This window comes from Enterobacter cloacae complex sp. S3 (genome assembly GCF_014930495.1).
GTDB lineage: Bacteria > Pseudomonadota > Gammaproteobacteria > Enterobacterales > Enterobacteriaceae > Enterobacter > Enterobacter asburiae_B.
Window position 1 is genome coordinate 236,142 of sequence record NZ_JADBRD010000009.1, and the last position, 20,690, is coordinate 256,831.

At 57.1% G+C, this 20,690-nt stretch carries 20 protein-coding genes; 14 read left to right on the forward strand and 6 right to left on the reverse strand.

The window, feature by feature from the left end:
* Positions 1-112: 112 nt before the first annotated feature.
* Entirely contained in the window at positions 113-709 is a 597-nt protein-coding gene (gene tehB, locus IM317_RS04980) for a tellurite resistance methyltransferase TehB (protein WP_120785304.1), read from the forward strand.
* Here tehB and pepT read toward each other — a convergent pair.
* Positions 706-1,935 carry a peptidase T gene (pepT, locus tag IM317_RS04985; protein WP_033145512.1) on the reverse strand — a complete coding sequence of 410 codons (1,230 nt, stop codon included), beginning with the start codon at positions 1,933-1,935 and terminating at the stop codon, positions 706-708. The genes tehB and pepT overlap by 4 nt on opposite strands.
* Positions 1,936-2,046: 111 nt before the next feature.
* On the opposite strand from pepT, the gene IM317_RS04990 reads away from it, so the two are divergent.
* Both IM317_RS04990 and IM317_RS04995 read left to right on the forward strand, forming a co-directional pair.
* Positions 2,047-3,642: an ABC transporter substrate-binding protein gene (locus IM317_RS04990; RefSeq protein ID WP_033145513.1), complete on the forward strand. Its 1,596-nt coding sequence runs from the start codon at positions 2,047-2,049 to the stop codon at positions 3,640-3,642.
* A 135-nt stretch (positions 3,643-3,777) separates the two neighbouring features.
* On the forward strand, positions 3,778-4,452 hold the full coding sequence (locus IM317_RS04995; protein ID WP_033145514.1) for a DUF3313 domain-containing protein: 675 nt from the start codon (positions 3,778-3,780) through the stop codon (positions 4,450-4,452).
* Positions 4,453-4,486: 34 nt separating this feature from the next.
* Here the strand turns inward: IM317_RS04995 and IM317_RS05000 are convergent, their stop codons facing one another.
* Positions 4,487-5,383, reverse strand: coding sequence for a DMT family transporter (locus IM317_RS05000; RefSeq protein ID WP_033145515.1), 897 nt, complete (start codon positions 5,381-5,383; stop codon positions 4,487-4,489).
* A gap of 173 nt (positions 5,384-5,556) precedes the next feature.
* Between IM317_RS05000 and IM317_RS05005 the strand changes: the two genes are divergently transcribed.
* On the forward strand, positions 5,557-6,429 hold the full coding sequence (locus tag IM317_RS05005; RefSeq protein WP_033145516.1) for a helix-turn-helix domain-containing protein: 873 nt from the start codon (positions 5,557-5,559) through the stop codon (positions 6,427-6,429).
* Here the strand turns inward: IM317_RS05005 and IM317_RS05010 are convergent.
* Positions 6,409-7,575, reverse strand: a complete 1,167-nt coding sequence (locus tag IM317_RS05010) for a benzoate/H(+) symporter BenE family transporter (RefSeq protein WP_033145517.1) — start codon at positions 7,573-7,575, stop codon at positions 6,409-6,411. The genes IM317_RS05005 and IM317_RS05010 overlap by 21 nt on opposite strands.
* A gap of 92 nt (positions 7,576-7,667) precedes the next feature.
* Between IM317_RS05010 and IM317_RS05015 the strand changes: the two genes are divergently transcribed.
* Entirely contained in the window at positions 7,668-8,195 is a 528-nt protein-coding gene (locus IM317_RS05015) for a helix-turn-helix domain-containing protein (protein ID WP_033145518.1), read from the forward strand.
* An 80-nt stretch (positions 8,196-8,275) separates the two neighbouring features.
* Positions 8,276-10,240, forward strand: a complete 1,965-nt coding sequence (locus IM317_RS05020) for a U32 family peptidase (RefSeq protein ID WP_033145519.1) — start codon at positions 8,276-8,278, stop codon at positions 10,238-10,240.
* Here the strand turns inward: IM317_RS05020 and IM317_RS05025 are convergent, their stop codons facing one another.
* Positions 10,241-10,471, reverse strand: a complete 231-nt coding sequence (locus tag IM317_RS05025; RefSeq protein WP_033145520.1) for a DUF2554 family protein — start codon at positions 10,469-10,471, stop codon at positions 10,241-10,243.
* A 245-nt stretch (positions 10,472-10,716) separates the two neighbouring features.
* Here IM317_RS05025 and IM317_RS05030 point away from each other — a divergent pair, with 245 nt between their 5' ends.
* Positions 10,717-11,079: a hypothetical protein gene (locus IM317_RS05030; RefSeq protein WP_033145521.1), complete on the forward strand. Its 363-nt coding sequence runs from the start codon at positions 10,717-10,719 to the stop codon at positions 11,077-11,079.
* Between the two features lie 164 nt (positions 11,080-11,243).
* On the opposite strand, the gene IM317_RS05035 is transcribed toward IM317_RS05030, so the two are convergent.
* Both IM317_RS05035 and ftrA read right to left on the reverse strand, forming a co-directional pair.
* Positions 11,244-11,780, reverse strand: a complete 537-nt coding sequence (locus tag IM317_RS05035; RefSeq protein ID WP_033145522.1) for a dihydrofolate reductase family protein — start codon at positions 11,778-11,780, stop codon at positions 11,244-11,246.
* Between the two features lie 454 nt (positions 11,781-12,234).
* A complete protein-coding gene (gene ftrA / locus IM317_RS05040) occupies positions 12,235-13,242 on the reverse strand; it encodes a transcriptional regulator FtrA (protein WP_033145523.1) in 1,008 nt (335 codons plus the stop codon).
* Positions 13,243-13,315: 73 nt separating this feature from the next.
* On the opposite strand from ftrA, the gene IM317_RS05045 reads away from it, so the two are divergent.
* The 7 genes from IM317_RS05045 (at position 13,316) to urtE (ending at position 20,638) form a co-directional block, all read left to right on the forward strand.
* Positions 13,316-13,729, forward strand: coding sequence for a rhodanese-like domain-containing protein (locus IM317_RS05045; RefSeq protein WP_033145524.1), 414 nt, complete (start codon positions 13,316-13,318; stop codon positions 13,727-13,729).
* 156 nt (positions 13,730-13,885) lie between these two features.
* Positions 13,886-14,989 carry a cobalamin-independent methionine synthase II family protein gene (locus IM317_RS05050; RefSeq protein ID WP_033145525.1) on the forward strand — a complete coding sequence of 368 codons (1,104 nt, stop codon included), beginning with the start codon at positions 13,886-13,888 and terminating at the stop codon, positions 14,987-14,989.
* A gap of 202 nt (positions 14,990-15,191) precedes the next feature.
* Entirely contained in the window at positions 15,192-16,463 is a 1,272-nt protein-coding gene (gene urtA / locus IM317_RS05055) for an urea ABC transporter substrate-binding protein (protein WP_033145526.1), read from the forward strand.
* Positions 16,464-16,485: 22 nt separating this feature from the next.
* On the forward strand, positions 16,486-18,060 hold the full coding sequence (urtB, locus tag IM317_RS05060) for an urea ABC transporter permease subunit UrtB (RefSeq protein WP_033145527.1): 1,575 nt from the start codon (positions 16,486-16,488) through the stop codon (positions 18,058-18,060).
* A complete protein-coding gene (urtC, locus tag IM317_RS05065) occupies positions 18,060-19,133 on the forward strand; it encodes an urea ABC transporter permease subunit UrtC (protein ID WP_033145528.1) in 1,074 nt (357 codons plus the stop codon). The genes urtB and urtC overlap by 1 nt, the downstream gene beginning before the upstream one ends.
* Complete coding sequence (urtD, locus tag IM317_RS05070; protein WP_033145529.1) at positions 19,133-19,930, forward strand: urea ABC transporter ATP-binding protein UrtD; 798 nt, start codon at positions 19,133-19,135, stop codon at positions 19,928-19,930. The genes urtC and urtD overlap by 1 nt, the downstream gene beginning before the upstream one ends.
* Positions 19,931-19,939: 9 nt before the next feature.
* Positions 19,940-20,638 carry an urea ABC transporter ATP-binding subunit UrtE gene (gene urtE, locus IM317_RS05075; protein ID WP_033145530.1) on the forward strand — a complete coding sequence of 233 codons (699 nt, stop codon included), beginning with the start codon at positions 19,940-19,942 and terminating at the stop codon, positions 20,636-20,638.
* The last annotated feature ends 52 nt before the right edge of the window (positions 20,639-20,690 follow it).

Genomic DNA, 20,690 nt, shown 5'->3' on the forward strand with positions numbered 1-20,690 from the left:
TCTCAACTAAACGTAGCAAATTTTTCGGTTTTCGAGCGGCTGGAAACCAGACGGTAAACGCCTTAAAATGGCATTCAGGATGCACTTTAAACTTATGCAGGCTCAGGAAAAAATAATGACCGTTGATGAGAATTACTTCACAGAGAAATATGGCTTAACCCGCACCCATTCAGAGGTGCTGTTCAGTGCGGCACAGATTAAACCGGGCAAAACGCTGGATCTGGGCTGCGGCAACGGCCGCAACAGCCTTTATCTGGCGGCCAACGGTTACGAGGTGACCGCATGGGACAAGAACCCGATGAGCATCGAGAATATCGAGCGCATTAAGGCGGAAGAAGGGATCGATAACCTCCACACGGCGATTAAAGATCTCAACAACCTCAGTTTTGACGGCGAGTACGATTTCATTCTCTCCACCGTGGTGCTGATGTTCCTGGAGTCAAAAACCATCCCGGGACTTATCGCCAACATGCAGCGCTGCACCAGGCCCGGCGGCTACAACCTGATTGTTGCCGCGATGGATACGGCGGATTACCCGTGCACCGTCGGCTTCCCGTTTGCGTTCAAAAGCGGTGAGCTGAGCAACTACTACGAAGGCTGGGAGTTGCTCAAATACAACGAAGACGTTGGCGAACTGCACCGCACCGACGAAAACGGCAACCGCATCAAGCTGCGCTTTGCCACGATGCTGGCGCGCAAGCCCGCTTAGCGGGCAGCAAGCAGGCAGATCTGCAGGGCGGTGTTGTAAGACGCCTCGAACGACGACAGCGGCAGGAATTCAAACTTCGAGTGGAAGTTATGCGCGCCGGTGAAGAAGTTCGGCGTGAGCAGCCCTTTTGCCGAGAGCGCCGCGCCGTCGGTACCGCCGCGCATGGGCGTCGGCTTCGGCGTGATGCCGAGTGATTCCATTGCCTCGAACATCAGATCGATGGCGCGCCTGTCTTCACCAATCGCATTGCTGATATTGCTGTAGGTATCTTCAATGCGATAGTCCACCCTGGCCGTTGGATACTGGGCGGCAACCAGCGCGGCTACGTCGGCAATCTGCTGCTTGCGGGCGGCAAAGTTGTCCTTGTCAAAGTCGCGGATATTGGCCTTAAGAATGGCCTCGTTTTGCCCGGCCTGAATGCCGTTAAACCAGATATAGCCCTCACGCCCCTCGGTGCACTCCGGCGTTTGCTGGCGGTCAAAATGGTTGATGTAGTCAGTCGCCATCAGCAGGGGATTCACCAGCACGCCTTTGGCGGACATCGGGTGCGCCGTTACGCCGGTAAAGCGGATTTCAGCGGCTGCCGCATTAAAGTTCTCGTAGACAATTTCTCCCAGCTCGCAGCAGTCGATGGTCCAGGCGAAGTCCACGTCAAAGCGCTTAAGGTCCAGCGCTTTTGCACCGTTCAGGCCGATCTCTTCGTCAGGCACAAACGCCACGACGATATCCCCGTGCTGATGTTCCGCCGTCAGGTTTTCCAGCACCGTCATGACCACCGTGACCGCCGATTTATTATCCGCGCCCAATACGCTGGTTCCGTCACTGAAAATAATCTCCTCATTCGGATACGCCAGAATTTCAGGGTGCTCGTTAACCCGCAGCCAGATGTCTTTCTCTTTATTCAGGCAGAGATCTTCACCGGTAAAGGTTAATATTTGTGGATGAATATCCGGTGATAATCCCACGTCCACGGTATCTATATGGGTAATAAAGCCGATGCGCGGCGCGCCGGGCACGTTGCCTTTTTTGACCGCCGTTACCGTGGCGAATTCATCAATCACAATATCGTCTAACCCCAGCTGTGCCAGCTCCTGCGCCAGCTCCCGCGCCATGTCGTGCTGGCCCGGCGTTGAGGGCAGGGTTTTGACTTTGGGGTCGCTCTGGCTGGTGATCGCGAGATAGCGGAAAAAACGGTGCGTTAATTGTCTGGAAAGCGGCGAGCCCATAGTGATTTATTCCTTATTTATTTTTCAGGTGTTTGCCACATCACTTTAATGTTATTTATGAAATGGCAAAAGAATTAATTAGCCGTCGAATTAAAAAAACAGGAATAAATGATGAAAAGCAAACTCACAACTATAACGCTGGCGCTTGCTGTACTCACGGTCAGTTCCACCGTCGCCGCGAAAACGCTGGTGTATTGCTCCGAAGGATCGCCGGAAAACTTTAATCCTCAGCTATACACCTCGGGAACCAGCGTGGACGCCAGCGCCGTGCCGGTCTATAACCGGCTGGTTGATTTCAAACCCGGCACCACGGAGCTGGTGCCAAGCCTGGCGGAGCGCTGGGAGGTGAGCGACGACGGCAAGGTTTACACCTTCCATCTGCGTAAGGGCGTCAAATTCCAGAGCAATAAATCCTTCACGCCGACCCGCGACTTTAACGCCGACGACGTGATTTTCTCGTTTATGCGCCAGAAAGACGTGAATCATCCGTATCACAACGTCTCTAACGGCAGCTATTCCAACTTCGAAAGTCTGGAGTTTGGCAGCCTGATTACCGGCATTGATAAAGTTGATGACCACACCGTGCGCTTTACCCTGGCGCACCCGGAAGCGCCGTTTGTCGCCGATCTGGCATGGTATTTTGCCTCTATCCTGTCCGCGGAATATGCCGACGCGATGCTCAAAGCGGGCACGCCGGAGAAGGTGGATATGGAGCCTATAGGCACCGGGCCGTTTAAGCTGGCGCAGTATCAGAAGGATTCGCGGATCCTGTTTACGGCGTTCGACGACTACTGGCAGGGGAAATCGAAGCTGGATCGGCTGGTGTTTAGCATCACCCCGGATGCCTCCGTGCGGTTTGCCAAAATTGAGAAGAACGAGTGTCAGGTGATGCCGTTCCCGAACCCGGCGGACCTGCCGCGCATGAAGGCGAACAAAGACATCAACCTGATGAGCAAAGCCGGACTGAATACCGGCTTTCTGGCGTTCAATACCCAAAAGCCGCCGCTGGATAACGTAAAAGTCCGTCAGGCGCTGGCGATGGCCATCAATAAGCCGGCCATTATTGATGCGGTTTTCCACGGCACCGGCACTGCAGCAAAGAACCTGCTGCCGCCGGGCGTCTGGAGCGCAGACAGCGAGCTTAAGGATTACGATTACGATCCTCAAAAGGCGAAAGCGCTGCTGAAAGAGGCCGGTTTTGCCAACGGCGTGAGCGTCGACCTGTGGGCGATGCCGGTGCAGCGTCCGTACAATCCGAATGCGAAACGCATGGCGGAGATGATTCAGGCCGACTGGGCGAAAATCGGCGTACAGACCAAAATCGTCACCTATGAGTGGGGCGAATACCTTAAGCGCGTGAAGGGCGGGGAACACCAGGCCGCGCTGATGGGCTGGACGACCGCAACGGGCGATCCCGACAACTTCTTTGGTCCGCTATTTACCTGTACCTCGGCAAACGGTGGCTCAAATTCGGCGAAATGGTGCTATAAGCCCTTCGATAAAATTATTGCGGAAGCAAAATCAACCACCGATCGCGATAAACGCGTGGCGTTGTATAAAGAGGCTCAGCAAATGATGCATGATCAAATGCCGGCGGTGATGATTGCGCATTCAACCATTTTCGAACCGGTGCGCAAGGAGGTGACGGGCTATGAAATTGACCCGTTTGGCAAACATCTGTTCTGGCAAATGGATATAAATCAGTAATTTTTCACTGCCCGGCACGCTTGCGGGCAGTCTTTTCGCAATTTGTGCTCCCCGCATCATTTTTTGTCACAACAAACCCGTCGGTCTTTTGCTATAACTTCAAATGCATACTTGCAGATAACATGGAAAACTATCATGCGTACTCAAACTTTTTTTAAAGTTGCAGTGCTTACTGGTCTGTTGGCGTTGGCGGGCTGTTCTTCAAAAGTCGCGGCTCCCGAACAATATTCTGGCTTTTTGAAAGACTATTCAGGCTTGCAGCAGACGACGTCTGCGACGGGTAAACCAACGCTGCGTTGGGTTGATCCTTCTTATAACGAAGCTAATTACGACAGTATTCTCTGGACGCCGATTACTTATTATCCTGCGCCTAAACCGACCACTCAAATTGGTCAAAAAACGCTTGATGAGCTGCTGAATTACACCAATAACAAAATGAAAACCGCTATTGGTACCCGTAAGCCAGTCGTGACCACGCCGGGTAAACACAGCCTGATTTTCCGCGGTGCAATTACCGGGGTGAGTTCGCAGAAAGAAGGTCTGCAGTTCTATGAAGTGGTGCCGGTCGCGCTGGTGGTAGCCGGTACGCAGATGGCAACCGGGCATCGCACCATGGATACGCATCTCTTCTTTGAAGGCGAACTGATCGATGCGGCCACCAACAAACCGGTCATGAAGGTGGTGCGTAAAGGCGAAGGTAAAGATCTGAACAACGAAAGTACGCCGATGACCTTTGCGACGCTGAAGCAGGTAGTTGATGACATGGCGACGGACGCCACCATGTTTGATGTGAAAAAGACCGCGAAATAAAATAAAACGGCCTGCTTAATGCAGGCCTTTTTATTTACGCCATTCGTAAGCGTCTGAACCAGGTTTCTGGTTTGGTAAACATCACCATATTTCCCCCCAGAATCAGCAATAACCCCACGATACCGTTGATATGCCAGACGTAGCCTTCATACACCGTTGAGATCGTCAGCGCCACCAGCGGGAAGAGCAGCGTACTGTAGGCCGCTTTGCCCGGACCGATACGTCCCACCAGCGTGAAGTAGGCGCCAAAGGCAATCACCGAACCAAACACGGCCAGATAGAGCAGCGCGCCAATGTAGCTGATGGTCCACTCTGGCGCGAAGCTGTCGCCTCTGACCAGGGCAATGCAGCCCATTACCAGCGTACCGTAGAGCATCGCCCAGGCGTTGGTGGTCATGGTTTCAAGGCCTCTGCGCTGGTGACGCATGCTGATCATGTTGCCCAGCGAGAAGCCGTAGGTGCCGAGCGCGGAGAGGCCAATTCCGGTCAGGAGCGACGCGCTCCAGCCGCTGGCCAGCAGATCGTCCCAGAAGAGGGTGACGATCCCAGTCAGGCCCAGTGCCGCCGCCGTCCAGAAACGCGCGGGCGGGCGCTGCCCGAAGAAGATAAAGCTGTTAATGGCGTTATAGAGTACGGCCATGGAGAAGATCACCGATTCCAGCCCGGTGTTGATGTGCGAGGCTGCGGCGTAAAAACACCAGAAGTTAAAGCAGAAAACGCAGCATCCCTGGAGCATACAAAAAAGGTGATCCCGCAGCGCCAGCTTGCGCAGGCGGCGCAGGGCGATTAATACCACCATCATCGTGAGGCTGGCGACGGCGAAACGCCAGAAAATAGAGACCGGCGCCGCTACGGGACCCTGCTGCAGGAAAATCGCAATCCAGGTGGTTCCCCAGATGACCACCACCAGCCCGTATAATAATGCGTTCATATTTTTCTCTTCTCAAACCACGGAAGCCCGCAGTATGCCGCTGAGATCGGTCAGGGGCTTTCACCGGCTTGCGGTCGACTTGCAAAATCTTGCGCTTTTTTCTTTCCCGGGGGCTGGCAACGGGAGACAACTCTTCTTAGACTGATATTCCAGTCAATCACGCGCTTACGGTCATGTCTCACGCTTACGATACCTTTGAAACGCTTTGCCAACAGAATGCGGTCCTGCGGGAAACCGTCTCGCTGAATTCGGGCATTCAGCTGGCAGCGTGGTACAACAAGCACGATACGATAACGGTAAAAAGTAACCACCATACCCTGAGCCTGTACGTGGCGGACGGCTACGAAAGCTACCAAAAAACGCCGGGCGGCTGGAAGAACGGCGGGGGGCCGGACCGTTTCTGCTTGATGCCAAAAGAGAGCGAATCGACGTGGGATATCCGTGATGACCTGTCGTTTGTGCATCTCTACTGCACCGATGAACACCTGCGCGACGTGGGGGAAAAGATCTGGGACAAGCGCCCGCTTTCGCTGACGCTGGACGAGCGCATTTTTGGTAGCGATCCGAAGATCACCGCGCTGTATCGCCAGTTTTTGCTCGGCTGCGACTGGCAGCAGCACGCCAACCAGCTCACCCTGAGCACGGCCTCTACGCTGCTCCTGACCCATCTGCTGCAAAACTACTCTAACGTTCAGTGGAAGCTGCCGGTCGTCACCGGCGGGCTATCGCCATTCGTACTGCGCAACGTGCTGGCCTTTATCGAAGAGAACCTCGGGCAACCCCTGACGCTGGCTGAACTGGCGGCGCAGGCCACCCTCAGCGAATACCATTTTGCCCGCATGTTCCGCCAGTCGACGGGGCTGGCGCCGCATCAGTACGTGATGCAGAGGCGAATGGAAAAAGCGAAGGCGCTGGTGCAGAACACGGCGACGCCGCTAACGGACATCGCGCTTGCCTGCGGGTTTAACTCCGCCAGCCACTTCAGCAACCGCTTTCGCAGCGCGACGGGCATGACGCCTTCGCAGCTACGCGCGGCGAGCGCGTGAAAACAGGGCATAGCACACGCCGCCCAGCACCAGCCCCCAGAATGCCGAACCGATGCCGAGGATCGTGACGCCGCTCGCGGTCATCAGGAACGTGACGATGGCCGCGTCGCGCTCCGCCTCGTGGCTCAGTGCCTGATATAAACTCCCGCTAATGGTGCCCAGCAGTGCCAGACCGGCGAGCGTCTGGATCCAGCTGAGCGGCAGAGCGGCCATCAGCCCGGTAATCGAGCCGCCGAAAATCCCCGCCAGCAGATAAAATCCTCCGGCTGCGATGGCCGCCAGCCAGCGTTTACCGGCATCCGGATGCGCATCCGGGCTTTGACAAATGGCGGCAGTAATGGCCGCGATACAGATAGAAAAGACGCCAAAAGGGGATAACAGCAGCGCCAGCGCTCCCGTAAAGATGATAAGCGGCGAGACCGCCAGCGGATAACCGGAGGCTTTCATCGTGGCGAACCCCGGCGCGTTTTGTGAGGCCATAGTCACCAGGAAGAAGGGCACGCCAATACTCACCAGGCTGGTGAAGGTGAACGTAGGCGCAATAAATTCAGGCATTACCAGAGATAGGGTAACCTTGTCAGTGACAACGTCACCGCCCGCCCATGCCACGATACCGCCGACCAGCAGCGTGACCACGATGGCGTAGCGCGGTGCCAGCGCTTTTGCTATCAGCCACGCCGCAATCATGCTGCCGCACAGCAGAAAGTGCCCCTCAAGGTGCGCAAACGCGTGCAGGCCAAACTGCAGCAACACGCCTGCCAGCATGGCGGCAGCAAGCGAATGGGGGATCAGCCTCATCAGACGGGCGAAGAGCCCGGTGATGCCGCAAAGTAAAATGAGCGCGTTAGCAAAGATGAACACGCCGATCGTTTCCGGCAGCGTTACGCCGTGCAGGCTGGTGGCGAGCAGCGCCGCGCCGGGCGTTGACCAGGCGGTCAGCACCGGCGCTTTGTACCACCAGGAAAGCGCCAGCGTGCTGACCCCCATCCCGATCCCCAGCGCGGTCATCCAGCCTGCGATCTGCTGTGCGCTGGCACCAGCCGCCGCGGCAGCCTGCCAGATGATGGCGGCCGAGCTGGCGTAACCGACCAGCACGGCGACAAATCCAGCAAGGGCGACTGGAACAAAGTGAGAGGAAGGGCGCATGAAAACTCCGTTGTGCGTTATAACGTCCGATATAAGGTAACACTGTGCGCTATAGCGTACAAGTGGTATGCTGATCGCCATCAGGAGGGACTATGGACATCACACTACACCTTGCAACAACGCTGAAAACGCTGCGCCAGGCGCGCGGCTGGAGTTTGTCGAAGCTCGCGGACGAGACCGGCGTGTCAAAAGCGATGCTGGGGCAAATCGAGCGCAATGAATCCAGCCCGACGGTGTCGACGCTGTGGAAAATTGCCACCGGGCTGAACGTGCCGTTTTCCGCGTTCATCACGCCAGCGGCGGACCGGCAGGCGGTGTTTGACCCGCAGCAGCAGGCGATGGTGGTCAAACCGCTCTTTCCGTGGGACGAGACGCTCGGGTTTGATTATTTCTCCATCACGCTGGCACCCGGCGCGCTGAGTGAATCCACGCCGCATGAGGCCGGGGTGATTGAACATGTGGTGGTGGTCAGCGGCGAGCTGGAGATGAAGATTGACGACACGTGGCAGACGATTTCTGCCGATTCGGGCGTCCGTTTCGCCGGCGATAAACCGCACGCCTACCGCAACAGCAGCGACCGGACGGTGCATTTTCACTCCCTGATTCATTATCCCCGCTGACGCTACGCAAAACTGTTTCGCTGACGCATACTTCTGACTACAATAGCCGCCATTTTGACCATAACGGATAACGACGAAGTATGCGCCTGCAATCCCATCATCTTGAACTTTTAAGCCCGGCCCGCGACGCCGCCATTGCCCGTGAAGCGATCCTTCACGGCGCTGATGCCGTCTACATTGGCGGCCCGGGCTTCGGTGCCCGCCATAACGCCAGCAACAGCCTGAGCGATATTGCTGAACTGGTGCCGTTCGCCCACCGTTTCGGGGCGAAAGTGTTCGTGACCCTGAACACCATTCTTCATGATGATGAGCTGGAGCCTGCACAACGTCTGATTACCGATCTCTACCAGGCCGGCATTGATGCCCTGATCGTTCAGGATATGGGCGTTCTGGAGCTGGATATTCCGCCCATTGAACTGCATGCCAGTACCCAGTGCGATATCCGCACGGTCGAGAAGGCCAAGTTTCTCTCCGACGTCGGCTTTTCGCAGATCGTTCTGGCGCGCGAGCTGAACCTGAATCAGATCCGCGATATTCACCAGGCGACAGACGCGACGATCGAATTCTTTATCCACGGCGCGCTGTGCGTGGCTTACTCCGGTCAGTGCAATATTTCCCACGCGCAGACGGGCCGCAGCGCCAACCGCGGCGACTGTTCTCAGGCCTGCCGCCTGCCGTATACCCTGAAAGACGATCAGGGCCGCGTCGTGGCGTTCGAAAAACACCTGCTCTCCATGAAGGATAACGATCAGACGGCCAACCTGGGCGCGCTGATCGACGCGGGCGTGCGTTCCTTCAAGATTGAAGGGCGCTACAAAGATATGAGCTACGTGAAGAACATCACCGCGCACTATCGCCAGATGCTGGACGCCATCATCGACGATCGCGGCGACCTGGCGCGCGCGTCGGCCGGTCGCACCGAACATTTCTTTATTCCGTCGACGGACAAAACGTTCCACCGCGGCAGCACGGACTATTTTGTGAATGCCCGTAAAGGGGATATCGGCGCGTTTGACTCACCGAAGTTTATCGGTTTACCGGTGGGCGAAGTGCTGAAAGTGGCGAAAGATCACCTTGATGTCGAAGTGACGGAACCGCTGGCGAACGGAGATGGCCTTAACGTGATGATTAAGCGTGAGGTCGTAGGCTTCCGTGCCAATACGGTCGAGAAAACCGGCGAGAACCGCTACCGCGTCTGGCCGAATGAAATGCCCGCCGATCTCTACAAGGCGCGGCCGAACGCGGCGCTTAACCGTAATCTCGATCATAACTGGCAGCAGGCGCTGCTTAAAACCTCCAGCGAACGCCGTATCGCCGTGGATATTGAGCTGGGCGGCTGGGAAGAGCAGCTGATTCTGACCATGACCTGCGAAGATGGCATCAGCGTGACGCATACGCTCGATGGTCATTTCGAGGTGGCAAACAATGCCGAAAAAGCGCTTAACAGCCTGAAGGATGGCGTGGCGAAGCTGGGCCAGACGATCTACTACGCGCGTGCGATCGACGTGGCTCTGCCGGACGCGCTGTTCGTGCCGAACAGCCTGCTTAACCAGTTCCGCCGCGAAACGGCAGAGATGCTGGATGCCGCGCGCCTGGCGCAGTATCCGCGCGGAAGCCGTAAAGCGGAAACCGTACCTGCGCCAGTCTACCCGGACACCCATTTATCCTTCCTCGCCAACGTCTATAACCATAAGGCGCGTGAATTCTATCATCGCCACGGCGTGCAGCTGATCGACGCAGCCTATGAAGCGCATGAAGAGAAGGGCGATGTGCCGGTGATGATCACCAAGCACTGCCTGCGCTTTGCGTTTAACCTGTGTCCTAAGCAGGCGAAAGGGAACATTAAGAGCTGGAAGGCCACCCCCATGCAGCTGGTAAACGGCGATGAGGTTCTGACCCTCAAGTTCGACTGCCGTCCTTGCGAAATGCATGTGATTGGTAAGATGAAAAACCACATCTTCAAAATGCCGCAGCCCGGCAGTATCGTGGCGTCCGTCAGTCCGGACGATCTGATGAAAACGCTGCCGAAACGCAAGGGCAGCTAATTACCGAACGTGCGTGTCCGGTTTGCGCGACTTCTGCCACAGGTGGTGCTCGCGCAAACCCTCCGCCGACTCTTCCGCAGCGCTTCGCAACTCATCGCTGTCGGCTTCATGACGAAGCTGATGCGCCACATTCTTGACCAATAAATATTCGTGTCCTTTGTGCCCGGCCATAAGCTGGCCGGAAAACAGCGCACAGATAAGCATGACGAAAGATAACCCTTTTTTAATCATGGATTCACCGCTGAAAAAGAATGCGGGATAATCATGTCGATTATTTTTTAGGGTTATTATTCAAAAATTAAAATTAGCGAAAAGAAAATGTCAAATAATGTGGGTTCGGAATTACGGCTAAGATATTTCCTAAAAAAACCATGACGCTTTGTAAAGTATCATTTCTGGACCTCAATTAGATATTTGCATTAAGGATAAACCTTATATAATAGTTAGTCTCTGGCTAAGGAACAGGTCATTTCTAAATGAAAAAAATAATAGCGCTTGCGCTTCTGGCGGTTGCTGTTGTGGCCGCTGCAGGGATTCGTTATGCAGGTAATGACGAACCAGAATATATTCGTTCTGCGGAAATTCGCGTGGGTTCCTATTTAACCAGCGATTATGGTGGCGTTGCCTGCTCCAGCAAAAAAATAAACGATCGGCGCTGGGAATTAGATTGTACTCATCAGGCAAGAGGAAAAACATTCCAGTTTGCGGTGTATCCCTCTGAAAAAGCACCTTATGGTGTCGCCCGTTCCTTTTATCTTGAAGCCCTTAATGACGACGCAAAACAGAGCGCTGAGCAGGGGCTTATGCGTTATTTGCAGATCAATACTCATGCAGGTTAATAAGGTTGTTTAGCGTTCGTTAAGACAACAGGTGTTAGGTTGTAAGGGATCCGCAGCCCGGCCACGGAGTGTCGGGACGTAGAGACCAAAACACAAATCTATCCATGCAAGCATTTACCGCCAGTTATTGGCGGTTTTTTTTTGCGCAGGCCGTCGCGATGGTTTTATGGCCTCAGCCGATAATGTGACTGCACCAGACCCGAAGGGAAACTGCGGCTTGATACAAGCGTTAAATCAATATCCTGAGGAAGGGTTCCGAACAGCGGTTTTCCCGCTCCGAGCAGGACAGGAACGGTCGTGATCACCATATCGGCCACCAGTCCTTCGCGCAGGAATGACTGGATCACCTGTCCGCCATCGAGATAGACCCGATGAACGTTCTGCGCAGCGAGATCGTCCAGCACCTCCTTTGGCGTGCGGCAAGAGAACTGCACTTTTCCCTTCAGCGCCTCCGGCACGGGCGTACCGGCCAGCTGTCGGGAGAGTACCAGCACGGGCCGATCGTAAGGCCATGCGTCAAAGGTCAGTACCTTTTCATAGCTACCCCGGCCCATCACGATCCACTCTTTGTCCGCGATGAACGCCTCATAGCCATGATCTTCTGTGGGATCGTCGCGCTGCAGCAGCCAGTCGATATCGTCATTCTGTCGGGCGATGTAGCCATCAAGACTAACCGCGATAAAAACGTGTGTAGTGACCATCAGGTGCTCCGTATTACGAAAATTAAAAAATGAATCTTCCTCTTAGCGGAGAGGGGCCCCTTTGTAAACGTGTATTCTGAAGCAATAAGACTGTCTTCAGAATAATGACAGACTTACAGCGATGCCCTGGTCCGGCTGTAAATCGCCGAAGCGTTTCCATAAGGCCGGGGCGAGGCGCAGGGATGCGCCGAGAGGGCGTGGCCTGCAGGGATGCAGGCTCATGCCCGACCCGATAGCCTGAAGGAATAAGCTGAGGGCACCGCGAAGCGGCGATTTACCGCCGGGAGNNGAGCCACCCTGGCACGTTCACAGGTTATGTCGTTAAAGAATAGCAAGGAACATAAAGTGAACGGAATGACCACCAGAGCCGTATGTTTCCCCTCACCCCAGCCCTCTCCCTCAAGGGAGAGGGGGGCGTCCGTGCAGGCATTATTTTGTGGGGAACCCTCAACCGTTAGCGGGCAGTACCCGGACGTGAAAATTGTTTGCGATACTGAGCCGGGGAAAGCGCGAACTGCTGGCGAAAATGATGACGCAGTGTCGACGCCTGACCAAACCCGGTCTGTTCAGCGATGCTGTCGATGCTCAACCGGCTGCTTTCCAGATAATCTTTTGCTCTCAGCAGGCGTTCATTGATTAACCAGCGTGCGGGCGTCGTCCCCGTTGCCGCCTCGAAGCGACGAAGGAAGGTGCGCTGGCTCATTCCGACCCGACGCGCCAGGGAGTCGACGCTGTGCGCCTCGATAAGATGCGTGTGCAGAAAGTCAAACAGCTGGCCGAGACGCTGGCTTTCCCGCAGCTGGGCTACCGGGCGGCTCAGCTGTTGTGGCTGTGAACCATCCCGGTGAGGGGGAATGACCAGCCGACGCGCCACGCTGTTGGCGGTTTCCATGCCATAATCCCGCCGCACAACGTGCAGACAGAGATCGATTCCCGCCGCGCTGCCCGCGGACGTCAGAATATCGCCTTCGTCCTGGTAGAGCACATCCTCAACCACGTCGATGTCTGGATAACGGGCTTTAAGCGCGTCGATGTAGCGCCAGTGGGTTGTGGCTTCGCGGCCGTTCAGCAGCCCCGTAGCGGCCAGCACAAATACCCCCGAACAGATGGAGAGCAGCCGGCATCCTCGCGCGCTGGCCTGGCGTAGTGCCTCGCAGAGCGCGTCCGGAACCGGCGAATCCAGCCCCCGCCAGCCGGGAACCACAATCAGGTCCGCAGACGCAAGCAGGCTTAAATCACCATCGGTAACGATGCGGATCCCGCCAGTTGCCCGAAGTTCACCGCTGTCCACGCTCGCCACCGCAAAACGATACCATTCATCGCCAAGCTCGGGACGCGGCAGGCCGAAGATCTCCACCGCTACGCCAAACTCAAAGGTACACAGACCGTCATACGCCAGCACGACCACCTGCGGGCGGGCAATTTGTCTTAAGTTTGTCATCTTTTTGCTGTTTTCTGGCATAAGCGAACGCATTCACGGGCTGAATTTGTGGATAGAGTAGTGTTAACACAAACGCCAAAGATGAGGAAGAATCATGAGCTATGTTACTGAATTTCCGGCTGCCGAGCCGCAGGAATCCGTTACCCATTTTCTGCGCCGCCTGAGCGTTGAAACCGACTGTGCGGATGTGCACCACGCCATCGCAAATAATGAGCAGGACTTCGTGTTGCTGCACGTGGTGGGCAGCCCGGAGCAGTTTGCCCGCCGTCACGTGCCTGGCGCACTGCACCTGCCGCGGAGCCAGATGACCGCCGAGCGCATGGCCCAATGGCCTGAAGGCACGCTGTTCGTCGTTTACTGCGCAGGGCCGCACTGTAACGGCGCGGACAGAGCCGCGCTGAAGCTGGCGCGCCTCGGGCTGCCGGTCAAAATCATGCTCGGGGGGATCACCGGCTGGGAGGATGAAAAGTTCGCCTTTGCCAGCAGCGAAACCGCCGTCGCCCTGTGAAGATGAATTTTTTTCAACAGCCGTGAAATTTTCTCGTTTGCCGGAACAGAACAGGTATGACATCTTTTTTGGACATTTAGACATCCAGAAGTCTAAAACTTCAAATAATGAATTATCACTGCTGGCAATTATCGCCAGCAGACTGAGGAGATTTCCATGCAACGACAGCACGCCCCGTACCGCGCCGATGTAGTCGGCAGTTTTTTACGCCCGGATGCCATCAAAGAGGCTCGCCTGAAGTTCGCCAGCGGCGAAATTGACGCCGGACAGCTTCGCGCGGTAGAGGATGATGCCATTCGCCACGTCGTTGAGCAGCAGTGTGCGTGCGGCCTGCATGTGGTCACCGACGGTGAATTTCGCCGTGCCTGGTGGCACTTCGACTTCTTCGACGGTCTGCAGGGCGTTGAGCGTTACGATTCGCAGCAGGGCATTCAGTTCAACGGGGTACAAACCAAAGCCCACGGCGTGCGCGTGACCGGCAAGCTGGGCTTTGGCGACCATCCGATGCTCGAAGATTTCCGCTACCTGAAAAGCATCAGCGGCAATGCTCAGCCGAAGATGACCATTCCCAGCCCAAGCGTGCTCCATTTCCGCGGCGGGCGTAAAGACATCGATGCGACGGTCTACCCGGATCTGAATGACTATTTCGACGATCTGGCGACCACCTGGCGCGACGCCATCCGCGCATTTTACGACGCGGGCTGCCGTTACCTGCAGCTGGACGACACCGTCTGGGCCTATCTCTGTTCGGACGATCAGCGCCGTCAGATCCGCGAGCGTGGTGACGATGCCGATGAGCTGGCACGCATCTATGCCCGTGTACTGAACAAGGCGCTGGAAGGCAAGCCGGACGATCTGACCATCGGCCTGCACGTCTGCCGCGGTAACTTCCGTTCAACCTGGATTTCCGAAGGCGGCTATGAGCCGGTGGCGGAAGTGCTGTTCGGGACGGTCAACGTTGACGCGTTCTTCCTTGAATACGACAACGACCGCAGCGGGGATTTCGCGCCATTGCGCTTCATTCGCCCGGGCAAGCAGCAGGTGGTGCTGGGCCTGATCACCACGAAAAACGGCGAGCTGGAGAACCCGGAGGGGATTAAAGCTCGTCTGGAAGAGGCGGCGAAATACGTGGCAAAAGAGCAAATTTGCCTCAGCCCGCAGTGCGGCTTTGCCTCTACCGAAGAGGGCAACAGCCTGAGCGAATCCCAGCAGTGGGACAAAGTCCGTCTGGTCACGCAGATCGCCAGCGAAGTCTGGTAAAGCCTCATCCACAGCGCTGCATTATAAAAGTGCAGCGCTGTGCCATTCTGAGACGTTCTCTTTACATCCTGCGTTCCCCTTCCTGAAATAGCGCTTCCTCCATTCTGGCATCCTTTTTGCTCCTGCTTCGCTGACACATTTTTTTCCGCGTCCACGCCGTAACGGACGTTTTCGCACAGCGTTCTTTTTCAGGAGTGAAAATATGCAGCGTCGTACCTTATTAAAAGCCTTTGCGTTATCCGCGTCCGTCGTGACGATGGGAATGAGTTTTGGCGTGCAGGCGGCCGATACCATCAAAGTGGGGATCATGCATTCTCTTTCCGGCACCATGGCCATCTCCGAAACGCCGCTGAAAGACGTCGCGCTGATGACCATCGACGAGATCAACGCCAAAGGCGGCGTGCTGGGTAAAAAACTGGAGCCGGTGGTGGTGGATCCCGCCTCAAACTGGCCGCTGTTTGCCGAGAAGGCGCGCCAGCTGTTAAGTCAGGATAAAGTGGCGGTGGTATTCGGCTGCTGGACGTCGGTATCGCGCAAATCCGTGCTGCCGGTCTTCGAGGAGCTGAACGGTCTGCTGTTTTATCCGGTGCAGTATGAAGGCGAAGAGATGTCGCCAAACGTCTTCTATACCGGCGCGGCGCCGAACCAGCAGGCCATTCCGGCGGTGGAATACCTGATGAGCGAAGACGGCGGCGCGGCGAAGCGCTTCTTCCTGCTGGGTACGGACTATGTTTACCCGCGCACCACCAACAAGATCCTGCGCGCGTTCCTGCATTCGAAAGGGGTGGAGGATAAGGACATTGAGGAGGTTTACACCCCGTTCGGCCATAGCGACTACCAGACCATTGTCGCTAACATCAAGAAATTCTCCGCGGGCGGCAAAACCGCCGTGGTGTCGACCATCAACGGCGATTCCAACGTACCGTTCTACAAAGAGCTGGCTAACCAGGGGCTGAAGGCGACCGACGTGCCGGTGGTGGCGTTCTCCGTGGGAGAAGAAGAGCTGCGCGGGATCGACACCAAACCGCTGGTCGGCAACCTCGCGGCGTGGAACTACTTTGAATCCGTGGATAACCCGACCAACCAGGCCTTCGTGGCGGATTACAAAGCCTATGCGAAGGCGCACAAGCTGCCGAACGCCGATACCGTGGTGACCAACGACCCGATGGAAGCGACCTACGTGGGGATCCATATGTGGGCGCAGGCGGTGGAAAAAGCAGGCACAACCGACGTGGATAAAGTGCGTGCGGCGATGGCCGGCCAGTCCTTTAAGGCGCCGTCAGGCTTTACGCTCACCATGGATGCCACCAACCACCATCTGCATAAGCCGGTCATGATCGGCGAAATCGAAGGCAACGGTCAGTTCAACGTGGTGTGGCAGACGGAACAGCCGGTACGCGCCCAGCCGTGGAGCCCGTTCATCGCCGGTAACGATAAAAAGCCCGACCAGCCGATGAAAACCGCCAGCAACTAAGCCATCACCAGGGAGAAACGTCATGAACGCCATGCGCATGTTCATCGCTCTTGTATGGCTTTCCGGACTGCTGCCAGGGATGGCGCAGGCATCGGATGCCGATCGTTTTGTTGCCGCCAGCCGCAGCCAGCAGGCGGAACTGTTGACGCAGTGGGCCGCCGCGCCGGACGCCGCGAGGCTGCCGCTGCTGCAGGCACTGCAAAAAGAAAACCTGTATACCGACAGTCAAAAGCACGCCTTTGCGCAGCGCAACGGTCAAATGGTTTCGCTCGGTGACGCTAAGTCGACCGAAGGGGCAGCCAAAGCCGTTCGTCTGACCAACCGGCTGCGCGTGCTGGCCGCCACGGCTATCGCTACGCATCAGCTGGTGAGTGACAGTGTCACAGAAAGGCGGGCGGCGGCTCGTCAGCTTCAGCGGGATGCCCAGCCCGGAATGCTCGCTTTTCTGGAAAAACGGGTAAACGATGAAACGGACGCGGTGGCACGTCAGGCGCTTTTACTGGGGGTGGCGAACCTCCAGCTAGCCAGCCCGCAGGCAGAGGTGCGCCGCAAGGCCGTCGAGTTATTAGGGCAGTCCGACGATCCGGACGTGGAGTCCAGACTTACCCCGTTTACCCAGGCACAGACAGAGCCGGATGCCGGGGTGCGCGCCGCCGCGCAGGAGAGTCTGAGCCAGATCCAGCATCGACTGATGTGGGGCGATCTGCTGGGCCAGGCGTTCATGGGGCTCTCTCTGGGGTCGGTGCTGCTGCTGGCGGCGCTGGGGCTTGCCATCACCTACGGCCTGCTGGGCGTCATCAATATGGCGCACGGTGAGATGCTGATGCTGGGGGCGTATGCCACCTGGATTGTGCAGCAGGCGATGGCCGGGCTTGCGCCACAGTGGCTGGCGCTCTATCCCGTTATCGCGCTTCCGGTCGCGTTCTGCCTGACGGCGGGCATCGGGATGGTGCTGGAGCGCACCGTGATCCGCCATCTGTACGGTCGTCCGCTGGAAACGCTGCTGGCAACGTGGGGGATCAGCCTGATGCTCATCCAGCTAGTGCGCATGACCTTTGGCGCCCAGAACCTGGAGGTGGCCAACCCGGCATGGCTGTCCGGCGGAGTGCAGGTTTTTGCCAACCTGACGCTGCCGTGGAACCGCATCGTGGTGCTGGGCTTCGTGCTGCTGGTGCTGTTCTTTACCTGGCTCATTCTGAATAAAACCCGTCTGGGGCTCAACGTGCGTGCGGTGACGCAGAACCGCAGCATGGCCGCCTGCTGCGGGGTACCGACAGGCCGCGTCGATATGCTGGCGTTTGGGCTTGGCTCAGGAATTGCCGGGTTAGGCGGCGTGGCGCTATCGCAGCTCGGTAACGTCGGGCCGGAGCTGGGTCAGGGCTACATCATCGACTCTTTCCTCGTGGTCGTGCTCGGTGGCGTAGGCCAGCTGGCAGGCAGCGTGGCCGCGGCGTTTGGTCTGGGTATTTTCAATAAAATTCTTGAACCGCAGATGGGGGCGGTGCTGGGCAAGATCGTGATTCTGGTGGCGATCGTGCTGTTTATTCAAAAACGCCCTCAGGGGCTGTTTGCGCTGAAAGGGAGGGTGATTGACTGATGAGCCAGCCGCTGACCTTAACGCTGGCGCGCAAAGCGCCGCGCACAACGCAACTTGCAGGCAGCCTGCTGGTGGTGTGTCTGCTGATATTACCGTTTTTCGCCTTACTGCCTGCGACGCATCCGCTGGCACTGTCGACCTGGATGCTGACGCTGATTGGCAAGATCCTCTGCTATGCCATCGTTGCGGTGGCGCTGGATCTGGTGTGGGGCTACGCCGGGATGCTCTCTCTTGGGCACGGCATCTTCTTCGCCCTGGGCGGCTACGGGATGGGCATGTACCTGATGCGTCAGGCTGCGGGTGACGGTCTTCCCGCGTTTATGTCGTTTCTCTCCTGGAGCGAACTGCCGTGGTTCTGGTGGGGAACCCAGCATTTTGCCTGGGCGCTGGTGCTGATTGTGATGGTGCCGGGCCTGCTGGCGCTGGTGTTCGGGTGGTTCGCCTTCCGCTCAAAGATCAAAGGGGTCTATTTCTCGATTATGACCCAGGCGCTGACCTATGCCGGGATGCTGCTGTTCTTTCGCAACGAAACCGGTTTTGGCGGCAATAACGGCTTTACCGGCTTCACCACGCTGCTCGGGTTTTCGGTAACTGAAACGACCACCCGCATCGCGCTGTTTCTGGCGACCGTGCTGTTGCTGCTTCTGGCGTTAGGCACCGGATTTGCGCTGGCGAAGAGCAAGTTTGGCCGCATCCTGACCGCCGTTCGCGACGCCGAAAACCGCCTGACGTTTTGCGGCTACGATCCGCGCGGGTTCAAGCTGCTGGTATGGACGCTCTCCGCCGTGCTGTGCGGCCTGGCGGGGGCGCTGTACGTCCCGCAGGTGGGCATTATCAACCCCGGTGAAATGTCGCCGACGAACTCAATAGAAGCGGCAATCTGGGTGGCGCTGGGCGGGCGCGGCACGCTGGTCGGTCCGGTGATTGGCGCGGCGCTGGTGAACGGGGCGAAGAGCTTCTTCACCGTCGCGATGCCGGAATACTGGCAGCTGTTTCTGGGGCTGATTTTCATCGCCGTCACGCTGTTTTTACCGCGCGGCGTCTACGGTCTGTTTCGAAAGGGAGAGAAATAATGCAGCCAGCCGAAAGGTTATTCACCCGCCAGTTGCCCGGCGATCGTTACCGTGAACAGACCGACCCGGTGCTGCAGCTTGAGGCCATTAACGTCAATTTTGACGGCTTTCAGGCCCTGACCGATCTGTCGCTGAATATCGGCGTGGGCGAGCTGCGCTGCGTGATTGGCCCTAACGGCGCCGGTAAAACGACGCTGATGGACGTTATCACAGGTAAAACTCGGCCAAAGAGCGGGAGGGCGATTTACGATCAGTCCATCGACCTGACCACGCTGGAGCCTGCGGCCATTGCCCGCCAGGGGATCGGGCGTAAATTCCAGAAGCCCACGGTTTTTGAAGCGCTGACGGTGTGGGAAAACCTGGAGATCGCCATGAAAACCGATAAATCCGTCTGGGCGAGCCTGCGGGCAAAACTCAACGGTGAACAGCGCGACCGCATCGATGAGATGCTGGTTTTGCTGCGCCTTAGCAGCGAGCGCGACCGCCGCGCCGGGCTGCTTTCGCACGGGCAAAAACAGTTTCTGGAAATCGGTATGCTTCTGGTACAGGACCCGCACCTGCTGCTGCTGGATGAACCGGCCGCCGGGATGACCGACGCGGAAACCGAATACACCGCCGAGCTGTTCAAAACGCTGGCGGGTAAGCACTCCCTGATGGTGGTGGAGCACGATATGGGCTTTGTTGAGACCATCGCCGACCACGTCACGGTGCTGCATCAGGGACGCGTGCTGGCGGAAGGCTCGCTTCGCGAGGTGCAGGCTAACGAGCAGGTGATTGAGGTCTATCTGGGGCGCTAAGGAGCGATGATGTTACAGGTTAACGAACTGAATCAGTATTACGGCGGCAGCCATATCCTGCGCGGCGTGAGTTTTGAGGCCGTCACCGGAGAAGTCACCTGCCTGCTGGGGCGCAACGGCGTCGGGAAAACCACGCTGCTGAAGTGTCTGATGGGGCTGATCCCGGCGAAAACCGGGGAGGTCATCTGGCAGGGTAAAAAGATCACCCACAGCAGGCCGCACCAGCGGGTGCACTCTGGCGTGGCGTACGTCCCGCAGGGCCGCGAGATTTTCCCGCGCCTGACCGTGGAAGAGAATCTTCTGCTCGGGCTGTCGCGTTTTTCCGCCCGCGAGGCGAAGCAGATTCCGGATGAGATCTGGCAGCTGTTTCCGGTGCTTAAAGAGATGAGGCATCGTCGCGGGGGCGATCTCTCCGGTGGACAGCAGCAGCAGCTGGCGATTGGTCGCGCGCTGGCGAGCCGTCCGCAGCTGTTGATTCTCGATGAGCCGACCGAAGGCATACAGCCATCGGTGATTAAAGAGATTGGACAGGTGATCCGCACCCTGGCGAACCGAGGCGACATGGCGATCCTGCTGGTCGAACAGTTTTACGACTTTGCCGCCGAGCTGGCCGACAGCTATCTGCTGATGTCGCGCGGCACCATTATCCAGCGCGGCCGGGGTGAAAACATGGAGCAGGAGGGCGTTCGCGGATTGGTTGCGATTTAAAATGTTATAATATAACATCCGCATTCTTATAAAACGGAATGAGGGTGTTATG